This is a genomic window from Bradyrhizobium sp. TM239 (assembly GCF_036247985.1).
In the GTDB taxonomy this organism is placed as follows: Bacteria; Pseudomonadota; Alphaproteobacteria; order Rhizobiales; family Xanthobacteraceae; genus Bradyrhizobium; species Bradyrhizobium ottawaense.
In genome coordinates, this window is the sequence record NZ_BTIR01000001.1 from 559,387 (window position 1) to 571,599 (window position 12,213).

Here is a 12,213-nt window from a genome sequence, read left to right on the forward strand (position 1 = left end):
CACTTCGATGCCGTGCCCCCCTTGGTGCGCTCGCTGATGCGGCGTTACCAGGGCTTTGCCGCGGTCACCCGCGACTCCCTCGCCTAACGCTGCGCGTGCTCGGGCTGGCCTATGAGAGCGAGGCGCTCGCGTGGGTGATCGAGAAATATCTGCACCTCGATCTCTATCCGGATGCGACAAGCGCGTAGGATGGGCTTCGCAAGAGCTCAACCCATCCTGCGAACTAGCTCTTTCGAACAGCGGCTGCCGCCTTGCGGATGACGTCGATCACAAGGTCGGGCTGAGAAAGCATCGGCACGTGGCTACTTGCCACCTCCGTGACCGTCGCTCCCATGCGCTTCGAGACCCAGCGTTGCAGGTCGGGATGCACCGTATGGTCTCCAGTAGCCAGGATGTACCAACTTGGCTTCGATCTCCACGCGACCTCGTCCGCGCTAAGCTTCTGCTGCTGGAACAGATCGGCGACGGGCGCATAATGAGTGGCCCACACCAGCTTCTGCTCTGCCTCGGAAAGGTCGCCGGCAAAAAACTCGGTGCCGCTCGGCAGCATCCAGGCTCGTCCGTCTGCGATCTCGACGCGCGAGAAGATGTCCGATGGATATTTATCGAGCTGGTCTTGCACGGTTTCACCTGCATCGGGGGCCACGGCTGCGATGTAGACGAGGCCACAAACGCGATCATCAGTACCGGCGCCGGTGATGGTCGCTCCGCCATAGGAATGACCGACGAGGAGCACTGGGCTGCCAACGCGGTTGAGCGTGCGCTTCACCGTCGCAAGGTCTTCTTCATAGGAGTCCAATCCATATTGGACGGCAATGACCTCGTGGCCGTCGGTCTGCAATGCAGGAATGACTTTGCTGAAGCACGAGCCATCAGCCCAGATACCGTGACAAAAGACGATTGTTGGCTTCGAGACGGTGGACATGGGCACTCCTCAATTGTCGTGACTGGATCCCGAATTCTGGCGAAAGACCCAGCTACGTCTTCCGAAATCCCCCGAATCGGCGAAAAGGAGACGCCTTAAACGGCGTCCCCTTCGCGAGCGAAATGCCACCTACTTCGACCGACTCGCCTGAACCGCGGCAGCGGCCTTGCGAATGACCTCGATGACGAGGTCAGGCTGGGAGAGCATGGTGACATGGCTGCTGTTGGTCTCGACCGTGGTGGCATTCATGCGCTTGGCCAGGAAACGCTGAAGGTCGGGATGCACGGTCTGGTCCTTCTGCGCGAGGATGTACCAGCTCGGCTTGGACCTCCAGGCGACTTCATCGAGATTTTGCTGATCGAGCAGATCGGCAGCGGGCGGATAATGGGTCGCCCACACCAGCTTCTGCTCTTGCTCGGAAAGGTCTCCCGCGAAGTACTTGACGCCATCCGGCTTGATCCAGATACGCCCGCCTGCGTTCTCGATCTGGGAGAATATTTCGGTCGGGTACTTGTTGAGCTGGCTCTGCACGGTCTCCCGAACATCCGGGACGACCGCGGCGATGTAAACGAGGCCGGCGACGCGCTCGTCGGTACCGGCGCCCGTGATGGTGGCTCCGCCATAGGAGTGACCCACGAGTACGGCTGGGCTGTTGACCCGACCCAGCGTGCGCTTCACGGTGGCGACGTCGTCCGCGTAGTTGTTGAGCCCGTATTGGACAGCGATCACTTCGTGACCATCGGCCTGCAAGGTGGGAATCACCTTGCCGAAGCAGGAGCCATCGGCCCAGAGGCCGTGACAGAACACGATGCTAGGCTTGGAGGTTGTCGACATTCTTCCTGGTCCCTTGGTGGGTTGAAACTGCGCGAAGCTAAATCCCCCTTCTGTTGATGACTAAGACCTTGTACGCTCGGAGCTATGCCTCAAAGATATACGAGGGCGAATGGAACTTCGGCATTTGCGCTATTTCGTTGCCGTGGCGGAAGAGGGCAGCTTTTTGACCGCTGCCCAGCGGCGGCTGAACACATCGCAGCCGTCTTTGAGTCGACAGATTCGCGATCTGGAAAACGAAGTTGGCGTACAGCTATTGGAGCGCCAGGCCCGCGGCGTGACGCTGACAGCCGCAGGAAGAGTGTTTCTCGATCACGCTCGGCTGGCGCTCTTGCAAGTAGAGGCGGCGACTGACGGTGCCCGGCGGACGGCCGAGCCGCAAAGACCCGCGCTTTCCATGGGGTTCCTGGTTGGATTGGAGGTTATGTGGCTACCCCATCTGTTGCGGATCCTCCGCGAGGAAGCACCCGAGGTCGAAGTCACGCTCTGCACTCAATCCTCTCCAGAACTCACGCTCGCGTTGATGCGAGGAAAGTTGGATGTCGCCTTCCTTCGGCCTGAGAAAGACAGCGCGGGTCTAATCTTCAAGATGCTGGCGAAGGAGCCCTTGATTGCTGTGCTTCCGGCTGACCATCGTTTGGCCTCTCGCAAAAAGATTCGGCCGCAAGATCTGGCCCGGGAAATTTACGTCAGTTCGGCAAGAACCTCCCCGGTGCTGCAAGCCGTCATTGATGATTATGCATCCAGGGTTGGGATCACGCTCAAGGCAAGGTACGAAGGCGAGAATATATCGTCGGCGATGTCGCTCGTAGCGTCCACAGGCGGAATTAGTCTTGTTCCCCTCTATGCGCAGAATATGCTGGCGCCCAACGTTGTTGCCAGAGCGATCGAGGGAGGAGCGCCAACGGTCGATTTAGCCTTGGGGTTCAATCAGGAAAATTCCTCCCCGTTGCTCCAACGGCTTTTGTCTCGCGCAGATGAATTGATCGCAAGCGTTCAGAATCAGAGCATCATCCGCTATGCCGAAGTTCAATAATTGGCGGTCGCGAAGGGACAGCCGATGACCATCAAAGCAGTCGTCTTCGACGCCTACGGAACGCTCTACGACATCCAGTCGGTGGCTGAGGTCACCGAGGATGCGTTTCCGGGCTATGGCGAGATCATCACGCAGGTCTGGCGGATCAAGCAGCTCGAATACACCTGGTTGCGCTCGCTGATGCAGGCTTACCAGGATTTTGCCGCGGTCACCCGCGACTCCCTCGCCTATACGCTGCGCGTGCTCGGGCTGGCCTATGAGAGCGAGGCGTTCGAGCGGGTGATCGAGAAATATCTGCACCTCGATCTCTATCCGGATGCGACAAGCGCGCTTGCAGCGCTCAAGCCGCGAAAGCTCGCTATCCTCTCCAACGGCAGCCCGGAGATGCTGAACGCGCTGGTACGCAATTCCGGGCTCGACCGCCTGCTCGATGCGACCATCAGCGTCGACGCGAAGAAGATCTTCAAACCGAGCCCACAGGCCTATGAGCTGATCGGCGAGGAGCTCGGCACCACGCCTGAAGAGGTTCTGTTCGTGTCCTCCAACCCCTGGGACGTGGCGGGCGCGAAAGCATTCGGGCTGAACGTCGCCTGGATCGAGCGGGTGACGCCGGAGGCGATGGCGCTGGCTTGCGTCGAGAACGAACTCGTGGCACCGCTGACCCTGTTCAAGGCGATCCGCACGCAGATGGACGAGCTTGGATTTGCGCCGGACCACCGCGTCCGTTCGCTGTCCGAGCTGCCAATGATTGCTTAGGCATCGCCGCCCGCAAAGTCTGAAATGAGCTGCCCGGAATGAGCCTGGAATCCGTTCGCGCCTTCTTCGCCGAGAAAGCCCCCGACATCACCGTGATGGAATCACAGATCAGCTCGGCCACGGTGCCGCTGGCCGCCGAAGCCTATGGCGTCGAGCCCGGAATGATCGCCAAGACGCTGAGCCTGCGCGTCGGCGAACGCGTGATCCTGATCGTCGCCGCCGGCACCTCGCGGATGGACAACAAGAAGGTCAAGGCGCAGTTCGGCGGCAAGCCGAAGATGCTGGGGCTGGAGGAGGTCGCCGACATCACCGGCCACGAGGTCGGCGGGGTCTGTCCGTTCGGGCTGAAGGCGCCGCTGCCGATCTACTGCGACGTGTCGCTGAAGGCATTCGACGTGGTGGTGCCGGCCGCCGGCTCGACCCACAGCGCGGTGCGCATCACCCCCGATCGCATGGCCGAACTGACCGCCGCCGAATGGGTCGATGTCTGCGAGGTCAGGCCGTAAGGTGGCACCGGATACGATGCCTGATGCATTTGCCGGCCAGGGAGGCTAGCATAGCGACGATGACCGACGACAAGGTGAAACGCCGACTGACCACCGTGCTGTGCGCCGACGTGTACGGCTATTCTCGTCTCATGGAAGCGGACGAGGCCGGGACGCTGGAGACGCTCCGCCGCTACCGCACGGCCATTGCGCGATTGGTCGAGCGCCATGACGGCCGCATCGTGAATACCTGGGGCGATGCCGTGATCGCCGAGTTCGCCAGCGTGGTCGAGGCCGTGCAATGTGCGGTCGAGATCCAGCAGGAAATCTCCAATCAGGCTGCTGACACGCCCCAGGCGAGCCCGATGCAGTTTCGCATCGGCATCAACCTCGGCGACGTGATGGTGGACGGCTCCGACATCTATGGCGACGGGGTCAATATCGCATCGCGGCTGCAAGAGCTCGCTGAGCCCGGCGGCGTCGTGATCTCGAGCTCCGTCTACGACCAGGTGCACAACAAGCTGTCCGTTGGCTTCGACTGTCTCGGCCAGCGTCCCCTGAAGAACATTGCTCCCCTGACCAGTTATCGGCTGACCCTGGGCGGCCGGGCCGCCGCACAAGGGAGCTTCCCGATCGCGGCAAGCGCAACGCCCTCGGAGCGAGCGCGTGCTCCTCGGGTGGAAGACAGGCGCGAGCTTTCTTCGGCGACGAATGTCGTCTCGGACTGGCTCGCAAAGCTGCCCCGCCCGCTGGCAGCGGCCCTCACGGTGTCGGCCTTCCTGATTCTGATCAATCTTTTCACTGGCAACAAGATCTGGTTCCATTGGCCAGTCGCAGCCATTCTCTTCGGTGTCGTCCTGCGGATGGTGCTGGGACAGCGACCTGAATCGGACAGCAAGACCGAGCGCTGACCGGGCGGCACGACCGCATCGTCGCGCCGTCCGCTGCGCAATTTTCCGGATCATGCGCTCTTCGAAGCCTAATCGTCGTAATCGTCATAGGGACGCTGCGGAGGGGGCGGCGGCGCATTGTTATAGCGCGGCGGCGGTGCGGCGCGATTGCGCGGGACCTGCTGCTGCGGCGACATCTGGTTATTGGACTGGAACACGGCACGGCAGCCGCTCGAGAGCTGCGGCGTGTTCTGCTGCAGGCAAGCCGTGATCCGGCTCACGTCCGGAATCTGATCGCTGCACAGACGCCAGACATCCGGCGTGCAGGCCATCTGCTGTTCCATGGTCCCGCGATATTCCTCGGCGAATGCTGCGCCCGGCGCGACGATGCCGCCGATCGCGAGCACGACACCCAGCGCAATCCGCTCTGTTCGCATATCCCGTTCCTTCTCGATTGCTGCGAATTCTCATCAATCAATGAGGCGGGAGCCGGTTCTGGACCAACAAAAAAATGTGAAAACGCGGCTGGAACCTCGGCGGTCTCGCTGGCGCTCCAGTCCGTGGCAGCGCCGCAACAGCGCCGGCGCAAACCGGCGTCTTGCGCCTTTGGCCATAAGGCATTTCGCATAACGCCAAGAAGCATGAGGGCTTCCCCGCTAGCAATCGTGTTGCAATGAGGGGAATGTCGATGCCGACTGCAATACCGGCCTGTGCGCAAAGTGCCACAACGGCCGCCATCCTGCGTCACAGGCTGCTCGTCACCGCGGCGTTGACGCCCCTCGCGCTCGCCGCGTTCCCGGTCCTGATGCCGAGCCCGGCGCTCGCGGCGTGCACTGTGGCCGGCACCGGTACGATTGGCGCGCTCAATTCGGGCGATGTCGCGACCTGCACCGGCCTCGGCAACACCGACCACATCAACGCCACCGGCGGCAGCAACGTCACGGTCAACGTCGGCGACGGTACATTGACGTCGCTCCTGCCGGGCGCCGGGATTCCCGCGATCGTGTTTGACGGCACCATTGCTTCGCATGTCACCGTCAACAATCAGGCGACAGCTTCGACCTACAGCGGAGCCGTACTGCTCTCCAACGGATCAAGCCACAACAATGTGACGATCGCGGCCGGCGGGATCGCGGAGGGTACGGGCAACGCCGAAGCGGCCATCGTCATCGACAATTCGAACAGCAATCTCGTCAACATTCGCGGGACGGTCGTCGGCACCGGAGGAAACACGACGGGACTGCGGATCAGCGGCACGTCCAGCGACAATGTCGTCCTTGTCTATCAGGGTGGATCGATCGGCGGCGGCCATACCGGCGTGCAGCTCATTGCCGGCGGCAACACGCTCATCAATGGCGGCACGATTTCGGGTGGCTTCTTCATCGCCATCCAGGGCTCTTCCGGCACCGACACTGTCCTCAATGCCGGAACCATCTCGGGCGGCGGCAGCGGAGCGATCGGCCTGTTCGGGGGCGACGACCTGCTGGGCCTCGCCCCCGGCTCGACCATCACCGGAAATGTTCGCGGCGGGACTGGCACCGACACGCTGAATTTCGGCAGCAGCGGCAGCGCCTCGTTCGATCTCGGCAATCTCGGAGCCGGACTGCAATTCGACGAGTTCGAGCAACTGACAAAGACCGGCACCTCGGTCTGGACGCTGACCGGCACCACCGCCTTCAACGGTGCCACCACGGTGGATGCCGGCGGCCTGATCGTGAACGGCTCGTTGCCCTCCGTGGTCACCGTCAACGGCGGCTATCTCGGCGGCACCGGCACGGTCGGCGGCATCGTCGTCAACAATGGCGGCAGGATCGCGCCCGGCAATTCGATCGGGACCCTCAACGTCAGCGGCAACGTCACCTTCAACGCCGGCTCGACCTTTCAGGTCGAGATCAATCCCGGCGGTCAGTCCGACAAGATCGCGGCCACCGGAACGGCGACGCTCAATGGCGGCACGGTGCAGATCGTGCCGCTCGGCGCCGGCTTCCTCGCCAACACCCAATATACGATCCTCACCGCGACCGGCGGCGTCAGCGGCACGTTCGCGACGCTCACGACCTCGGGCAGCCCGCTGGTCTCGGGGCAGCTCAGCTACGATGCCAACAATGTCTACTTCATCCTGCAACAGGTCGGCGGCTTCGGCATGCTGTCGGGCCTGACGCCGAACCAGACGGCGGTCGCCGGCGCGCTGGATCAGGCGCAGTCCGGCGGCGCATCGGGACCGCTCGGCACCGCGATCAACACGCTCGCCGCGCTCAACACATCGGGCATCAAGGCCGGCCTCGACGATCTCGCCGGGCAGATTCACGCCGACGCTCGCCGCTTCACCGCGGACCAGGCCGACATGTTCCAGAGCTTCATGTGGAACGCCGGCACGCAGTCGCGCGGCGAGAGCGTGCGGATGGCGGCCACCGCTTACGCCGAGGCGCCGGCGGACCCGATCGGCAAGGCGCTGCGGGGTCGCCGCGCTGCGCCGGTGCAGAGCGTCTGGTTCGGCGGGTACGGCAATTGGGACAAGGTGGCGACGAGCAACATTGCTTTCGGGACCAGCACGGCCGTTGGCGGCGCGGCCCTCGGCGCCGATCTCTGGAACCTGCTGGGCTTCACGGCCGGCCTTGCGATCGGCGCATCGACCGGTCAGTTGCGCTTGGCGGGCCGGGCCGACCGCATCGACGCCAATGCCGGTCATGCCGGCTTCTACGCACGCGGTGAAGCCGGGGGATTCAACCTCGCATCCGCCATCAGCTATTCCTTCGCGGCGCTGGAATCCTCCCGCACGATCTCGTTCCTGGGACAGACTGCAACCGCGTCCTCGCGGGCGAATACCTTTGCCGCTTCGTTCGGCATCGCACGTCCCTTCGAGACCGGATGGGGCTTTACGGCCGAGCCATTCGCCAAGGCCGACTGGTATTCAACGCGCCAGGGCAGCTTCTCCGAGACCGGCGCGCCCGGCGTCAATCAGCTGGTGCGCGCCGGCAGCTTCGACGTCGGCTACGGCACGGCCGGCTTGCGCACCCATCACCGCATGATGATGCAGAACGGTCACGCGGCGCAGTTCGGCGCGACCCTTGCCGTACGCCATGAGTTTTCCGGCAACGCAGCAACCATTACGGCTGCGCTCGAAGGCGCGCCCGGCATTCCGTTCGCGATCACCGGCGTCGAGCGCGCACGCACGGTGGCGCTCACCGGTGCCGAGATCCGATGGGACCTCACGGCCGCGACATCGTTCAAGGCGTCTTACGAGGGTGCGTTCGCGCCGGGATATGACCGGCACACCCTGCGGGGCGTCGTCCGCAGCGAATTCTAGAGCATGATCCGGAAAAGTGCACAGCGGTTTTCCGAAAAGATCATGCTTAAACAGACAACTTAAAGCGCGATGACGATTCATCCTAATCGCATCGCGCTTTAGAGCGAAGCCCCTACTCCACCTTGCCGATCTTCTTCACCGCCGCGATCAGCCGCGTGCTGTCGGTCGCGACGAATTGGGCGAAGGCCGGCGCATCCTGATAGGCGACGAGGCTGCCCGAGGTTTCGAAGGCCTTGAGCACCTCGGGGCTCGCCATCACCTGCGCCATCGCCTCGCGCAGGCGGGTCGCGATCGGTGTCGGCAGCGCACTTTGCGCAAACAGCCCCGCCCAAATGTACATCTCGACGTCCTTGTAGCCGAGCTCCTGGAAGGTCGGCACGTCGGGGAAGCTCGCGATGCGCTGCGCGCCGCAATTTCCGAGCACGCGCAGCTTGCCGTCGTCGACCTGCGGCTTCAGCGTGCCGGGTGCGGCGGCGATCGCCTGCACGGTGCCGCCGAGGATCGCGGTGAGTGCGGGACCGGCGCCACGGAACGGCACGTGCAGCAGCTTGATGCCGGCGCTGTTCGCGAACATCTCCATCGCCACATGCAGCGTGCCGTAAGGGCCCGACGAGCCATAGGTGATCTGACCCGGGCGTTTCCGGGCATCCTCGACGAAATCCTGCGCCGTTTTCCACGGTGCGGAGGCGGGCACGGCGAGCAGCGTGGGATCGGCGAGCACGCGCGCGATCGGCATGAACTGCGAGACCTCGTAGGCGGCGGGACGGTCGAACAGACGGTCGGCCTCGGGAAGCACCGCGAGCGAGGACAGCGTCATCAGCAGCGTGTAGCCGTCGGGCTCGGCGCGTGCCGCCGCGGCATTGCCGACCGAGCCGCCGCCGCCACCGGCACGGTTGTCGACGATGACAGCCTTGCCGAGGATCCGCTCCAGCGCCATCGCCACCGGCCGCGCCGCGAGATCGGCCTGTCCGCCGGCCGGAAACGGCACGATCATGGTGATGTTGCGGGCTGGGTAGGTTTGCGCGAAGGCCGGTCCGGGTAACGCAGCGCGCAGCAACGGCAGTGCAGCAGCGGCGCGCAGGACATCGCGTCGATCCATGGCAGATCCCTCCCCGAATTTTCTTCTTCGCTCCCAGCCTAGCGCGGCGATCGGCAAGAACAAGATTTTTACGAAGCGTTAGCCATGTTCGGCCCAGCCCGGAACGCATGCCTGGAGCCGCTGTTGCCCTCCCAGGGAGTGAGCAGATGCCGAAACTTGGAACCATCGATGTCGCCCTGGACGAGATGCTGGTGAATCTCGCCGCGATCGTTCTGCGGCTTGCAAGGCCCGACGTGACACGTACGCCGGAAGCGCGCCGCGCATTGGCGCAATCGGTCCATCAATACGCGGTTTGTGCGAGGCGTTCGAGGGACCCTCGCGTTCACGAATTGAAGTCGCAGCTGGAAGAAACGCTGAAGCCAGCCTTGCGCATCGTCGCGATCGACGGCGTGAAGGTGGCGTAGGCGAAGCCGTCATTGATGCCGCTCGCCTTCCTACGGCGCCTTGACCTTCCCGCGCGTCCGCCGCTTGCATGTGCCCGGCAGCTTGGCCGCAAGGAAATCGCCGAGCGCCTCGACGCGGGCGGGACGCGGGCCGCCGGGGGGCGTCACCAGGTGTACGGCGCCTTCGGCCTGTTTCCAGTCCTTCAGGATCACTTCGACGGCGCCCGACGAGATCGCTTCACCGACGATGAACTCGGGCAGCTCGGCGATGCCTAGACCCGCGATCAGCGCCGGCATCACGGCTTCGCCGTTGTTGACGCGAAGCTGGCCGCCCGGGCGCACGCTGGCCTGCTCACCGGCTGAATTGGTGTAGTGCCAGACATTGGGTGTCGACATGTAGGCGTAGCTGAAGCATTTGTGCTCGGCCAGATGCATCGGATGCGTCGGCCGGCCATGCTTCTTCAGATAGGACGGCGCAGCCACGGTGAAGCGCGGCATGGTGAAGAGCCGCCGCGCGATCAGCGAGGAGTCCGGCAGCCGCGCGATCCGCACCGCCATGTCAAAACCCTCGCCGATCAGGTCGACGGTCGCATCGCTCAAATGCAGATCGACCGAGACTTCCGGATAGGCCTCGAAAAACTCAGGCAGCAGCGGCGCCACCGCCTTGATGCCGAACGTCATGGGCACGGCGAGCCGCACCAGGCCCCGCGGCGCCACCGATTGCGCCAGTGCCTCGTTCTCCGCGGCTTCGCCGTCGGCCAAAAGGCGCGTCGCGCGCTCGGCGAGCTTGTGCCCGGCGTCGGTCAGCGCAAGGCGGCGCGAGGTGCGGTTGAACAGCCGGGCGCCGAGCCTCTCCTCCAGCCGCGTCACCGCCTTGGACACCGTCGCCTTGGACATGACGAGCTCGCTCGCGGCCCCCGCAAACGACCGTAACTCCACGACTTTTGCGAAAATCGCGAGCGCCTCGAAATCAGGGAGTTTTGCCATCAGGGCCGTCCAATTGGGGCATCCACGGAAACAATGCGTTTCAACAGTTTCTATTTCTATACCACAGACGGAGGCTTATCCAAGGGTCATCAGACATTCAGGACGCCCACACAGGGATAAACCAAATGATCGAACTCAGACCTTTCAACAAGCTCGGCGGCGCCGATCACGGTTGGCTAAAAGCAAAACATCATTTCTCCTTCGCCAGCCATTATGACCCCGACAACATGGGCCATGGCTCTTTAAGGGTGTGGAACGACGACGAGATCGCGCCCAACACCGGCTTTCCCGCCCATCCCCACGCCAACATGGAGATCATCACCTATGTGCGCGAAGGCGCGATCACCCATCAGGACAGCCTCGGCAATCAGGGCCGTACTGAAGCGGGCGACGTGCAGGTGATGAGCGCCGGCAGCGGCATCCGCCACTCCGAGTACAATCTGGAACCGACCAGGACGCGGATCTTCCAGATCTGGATCGAGCCGACGCAGCACGGCGGACAGCCGACCTGGGGCTCGAAGCCGTTTCCGAAAGCGGATCGCTCCGGCAAGCTCGTGACCATCGCGAGTGGGATCGAAGGCGACACCGACGCGCTACCGATCCGCGCCGATGCGCGGGTGCTCGCCACCACGCTCAAGGCCGGCGAGAGCGCGGAGTACGCACCAGAGAAGGCGCGGCATCTTTACCTCGTGCCCGCGGCAGGTTCAGTCGAGATCAACGGCGTGCGCGTCAACGCCCGCGACGGCGCCGCGATCCGCGACGAGGACCGGCTGAAGATCACCGCGCTCGAGGACACCGAGCTCGTGCTCGTCGACGCGGCGTAAACGCTCCAATCAACCAATCATCTCATCCCCCCAACGGAGACCACCATGACCAAAGTTCTCGTCCTCTATTATTCCGCCTATGGCCACATCGAAGCGATGGCCAACGCCGTCGCCGAAGGCGCGCGCGAGGCGGGCGCCACCGTCGACGTCAAGCGCGTGCCGGAGTTGGTGCCGGCCGAGGTCGCCAAGGCTTCGTATTACAAGCTCGATCAGGCCGCTCCCGTGGCTGAGATCGGCGATCTCGCCAATTACGACGCGATCATCGTCGGCACCGGCACCCGCTTCGGCCGCATGGCCTCGCAGATGGCGAACTTCCTCGATCAGGCCGGCGGGCTCTGGGCCAAGGGCGCGCTGCACGGCAAGGTCGGCGGTGCCTTCACGTCGACTGCGACCCAGCATGGCGGCCAGGAGACGACGCTATTCTCGATCATCACCAACCTCCTGCATTTCGGCATGGTCGTGGTCGGCATGAACTACGGCTTCGCCGGCCAGATGAAGCTCGACGAGGTCACCGGCGGCGCACCCTACGGCGCCACCACGATCACCGGCGGCGACGGCAGCCGCCAGCCCAGCGCCAACGAGCTCGCCGGCGCGCGCTATCAGGGACGCCAGATCGCGGAGACCGCCAGGAAGCTCCATGGCTGAGCTCCATGGCTGATCGGTAGCGCCGATGCGTCGCGGCATTCCCGT

Annotated in this window: 13 protein-coding genes and 1 pseudogene; 9 read left to right on the forward strand and 5 right to left on the reverse strand. The window is 63.8% G+C overall.

Annotated elements, in window-relative coordinates; genetic code table 11:
- Window positions 1-24: 24 nt before the first annotated feature.
- Window positions 25-185, forward strand: a pseudogene (locus AABA84_RS02770) (haloacid dehalogenase type II); the annotation flags it as partial.
- Window positions 186-223: 38 nt separating this feature from the next.
- Here AABA84_RS02770 and AABA84_RS02775 read toward each other — a convergent pair.
- Both AABA84_RS02775 and AABA84_RS02780 read right to left on the reverse strand, forming a co-directional pair.
- Complete coding sequence (locus tag AABA84_RS02775; protein WP_338309580.1) at window positions 224-925, reverse strand: alpha/beta fold hydrolase; 702 nt, start codon at window positions 923-925, stop codon at window positions 224-226.
- 129 nt (window positions 926-1,054) lie between these two features.
- A complete protein-coding gene (locus tag AABA84_RS02780) occupies window positions 1,055-1,759 on the reverse strand; it encodes an alpha/beta fold hydrolase (RefSeq protein WP_212253210.1) in 705 nt (234 codons plus the stop codon).
- 109 nt (window positions 1,760-1,868) lie between these two features.
- Between AABA84_RS02780 and AABA84_RS02785 the strand changes: the two genes are divergently transcribed.
- The 4 genes from AABA84_RS02785 to AABA84_RS02800 are packed head-to-tail and all read left to right on the forward strand — an operon-like array spanning window position 1,869 to window position 4,944.
- Complete coding sequence (locus AABA84_RS02785) at window positions 1,869-2,792, forward strand: LysR family transcriptional regulator (protein WP_338311266.1); 924 nt, start codon at window positions 1,869-1,871, stop codon at window positions 2,790-2,792.
- Between the two features lie 24 nt (window positions 2,793-2,816).
- Window positions 2,817-3,548: a haloacid dehalogenase type II gene (locus AABA84_RS02790; RefSeq protein WP_338311268.1), complete on the forward strand. Its 732-nt coding sequence runs from the start codon at window positions 2,817-2,819 to the stop codon at window positions 3,546-3,548.
- 38 nt (window positions 3,549-3,586) lie between these two features.
- Entirely contained in the window at window positions 3,587-4,054 is a 468-nt protein-coding gene (locus tag AABA84_RS02795; protein WP_212253204.1) for a YbaK/EbsC family protein, read from the forward strand.
- Between the two features lie 59 nt (window positions 4,055-4,113).
- The gene (locus AABA84_RS02800; protein ID WP_338311270.1) at window positions 4,114-4,944 is read left to right on the forward strand and encodes an adenylate/guanylate cyclase domain-containing protein; all 831 of its coding nucleotides are present in this window, start codon (window positions 4,114-4,116) and stop codon (window positions 4,942-4,944) included.
- 68 nt (window positions 4,945-5,012) lie between these two features.
- Here the strand turns inward: AABA84_RS02800 and AABA84_RS02805 are convergent, their stop codons facing one another.
- A complete protein-coding gene (locus AABA84_RS02805; protein ID WP_212253200.1) occupies window positions 5,013-5,360 on the reverse strand; it encodes a hypothetical protein in 348 nt (115 codons plus the stop codon).
- A gap of 251 nt (window positions 5,361-5,611) precedes the next feature.
- Here AABA84_RS02805 and AABA84_RS02810 point away from each other — a divergent pair, with 251 nt between their 5' ends.
- Complete coding sequence (locus AABA84_RS02810; RefSeq protein WP_338311271.1) at window positions 5,612-8,230, forward strand: autotransporter outer membrane beta-barrel domain-containing protein; 2,619 nt, start codon at window positions 5,612-5,614, stop codon at window positions 8,228-8,230.
- 112 nt (window positions 8,231-8,342) lie between these two features.
- Here the strand turns inward: AABA84_RS02810 and AABA84_RS02815 are convergent, their stop codons facing one another.
- The gene (locus AABA84_RS02815; RefSeq protein WP_212253196.1) at window positions 8,343-9,329 is read right to left on the reverse strand and encodes a tripartite tricarboxylate transporter substrate binding protein; all 987 of its coding nucleotides are present in this window, start codon (window positions 9,327-9,329) and stop codon (window positions 8,343-8,345) included.
- Window positions 9,330-9,475: 146 nt separating this feature from the next.
- On the opposite strand from AABA84_RS02815, the gene AABA84_RS02820 reads away from it, so the two are divergent.
- On the forward strand, window positions 9,476-9,733 hold the full coding sequence (locus AABA84_RS02820; RefSeq protein ID WP_212253194.1) for a hypothetical protein: 258 nt from the start codon (window positions 9,476-9,478) through the stop codon (window positions 9,731-9,733).
- A 30-nt stretch (window positions 9,734-9,763) separates the two neighbouring features.
- On the opposite strand, the gene AABA84_RS02825 is transcribed toward AABA84_RS02820, so the two are convergent.
- Window positions 9,764-10,699: a LysR family transcriptional regulator gene (locus tag AABA84_RS02825; protein WP_338311272.1), complete on the reverse strand. Its 936-nt coding sequence runs from the start codon at window positions 10,697-10,699 to the stop codon at window positions 9,764-9,766.
- A 125-nt stretch (window positions 10,700-10,824) separates the two neighbouring features.
- Here AABA84_RS02825 and AABA84_RS02830 point away from each other — a divergent pair, with 125 nt between their 5' ends.
- Both AABA84_RS02830 and wrbA read left to right on the forward strand, forming a co-directional pair.
- Window positions 10,825-11,523 (forward strand): pirin family protein, encoded by a 699-nt coding sequence (locus AABA84_RS02830; protein ID WP_338311273.1) that lies wholly within the window; start codon window positions 10,825-10,827, stop codon window positions 11,521-11,523.
- Between the two features lie 45 nt (window positions 11,524-11,568).
- A complete protein-coding gene (gene wrbA, locus AABA84_RS02835) occupies window positions 11,569-12,168 on the forward strand; it encodes an NAD(P)H:quinone oxidoreductase (RefSeq protein ID WP_212253188.1) in 600 nt (199 codons plus the stop codon).
- Window positions 12,169-12,213 lie beyond the last annotated feature (45 nt).

What these genes read in the sequence shown, in the direction of transcription:
- AABA84_RS02775 (WP_338309580.1), bottom strand. Translation starts at nt 925, where the DNA reads ATGTCCACCGTCTCGAAGCCAACAATCGTCTTTTGTCACGGTATCTGG.
- AABA84_RS02780 (WP_212253210.1), bottom strand. Translation starts at nt 1,759, where the DNA reads ATGTCGACAACCTCCAAGCCTAGCATCGTGTTCTGTCACGGCCTCTGG.
- AABA84_RS02785 (WP_338311266.1), top strand. Translation starts at nt 1,869, where the DNA reads ATGGAACTTCGGCATTTGCGCTATTTCGTTGCCGTGGCGGAAGAGGGC.
- AABA84_RS02790 (WP_338311268.1), top strand. Translation starts at nt 2,817, where the DNA reads ATGACCATCAAAGCAGTCGTCTTCGACGCCTACGGAACGCTCTACGAC.
- AABA84_RS02795 (WP_212253204.1), top strand. Translation starts at nt 3,587, where the DNA reads ATGAGCCTGGAATCCGTTCGCGCCTTCTTCGCCGAGAAAGCCCCCGAC.
- AABA84_RS02800 (WP_338311270.1), top strand. Translation starts at nt 4,114, where the DNA reads ATGACCGACGACAAGGTGAAACGCCGACTGACCACCGTGCTGTGCGCC.
- AABA84_RS02805 (WP_212253200.1), bottom strand. Translation starts at nt 5,360, where the DNA reads ATGCGAACAGAGCGGATTGCGCTGGGTGTCGTGCTCGCGATCGGCGGC.
- AABA84_RS02810 (WP_338311271.1), top strand. Translation starts at nt 5,612, where the DNA reads ATGCCGACTGCAATACCGGCCTGTGCGCAAAGTGCCACAACGGCCGCC.
- AABA84_RS02815 (WP_212253196.1), bottom strand. Translation starts at nt 9,329, where the DNA reads ATGGATCGACGCGATGTCCTGCGCGCCGCTGCTGCACTGCCGTTGCTG.
- AABA84_RS02820 (WP_212253194.1), top strand. Translation starts at nt 9,476, where the DNA reads ATGCCGAAACTTGGAACCATCGATGTCGCCCTGGACGAGATGCTGGTG.
- AABA84_RS02825 (WP_338311272.1), bottom strand. Translation starts at nt 10,699, where the DNA reads ATGGCAAAACTCCCTGATTTCGAGGCGCTCGCGATTTTCGCAAAAGTC.
- AABA84_RS02830 (WP_338311273.1), top strand. Translation starts at nt 10,825, where the DNA reads ATGATCGAACTCAGACCTTTCAACAAGCTCGGCGGCGCCGATCACGGT.
- wrbA (WP_212253188.1), top strand. Translation starts at nt 11,569, where the DNA reads ATGACCAAAGTTCTCGTCCTCTATTATTCCGCCTATGGCCACATCGAA.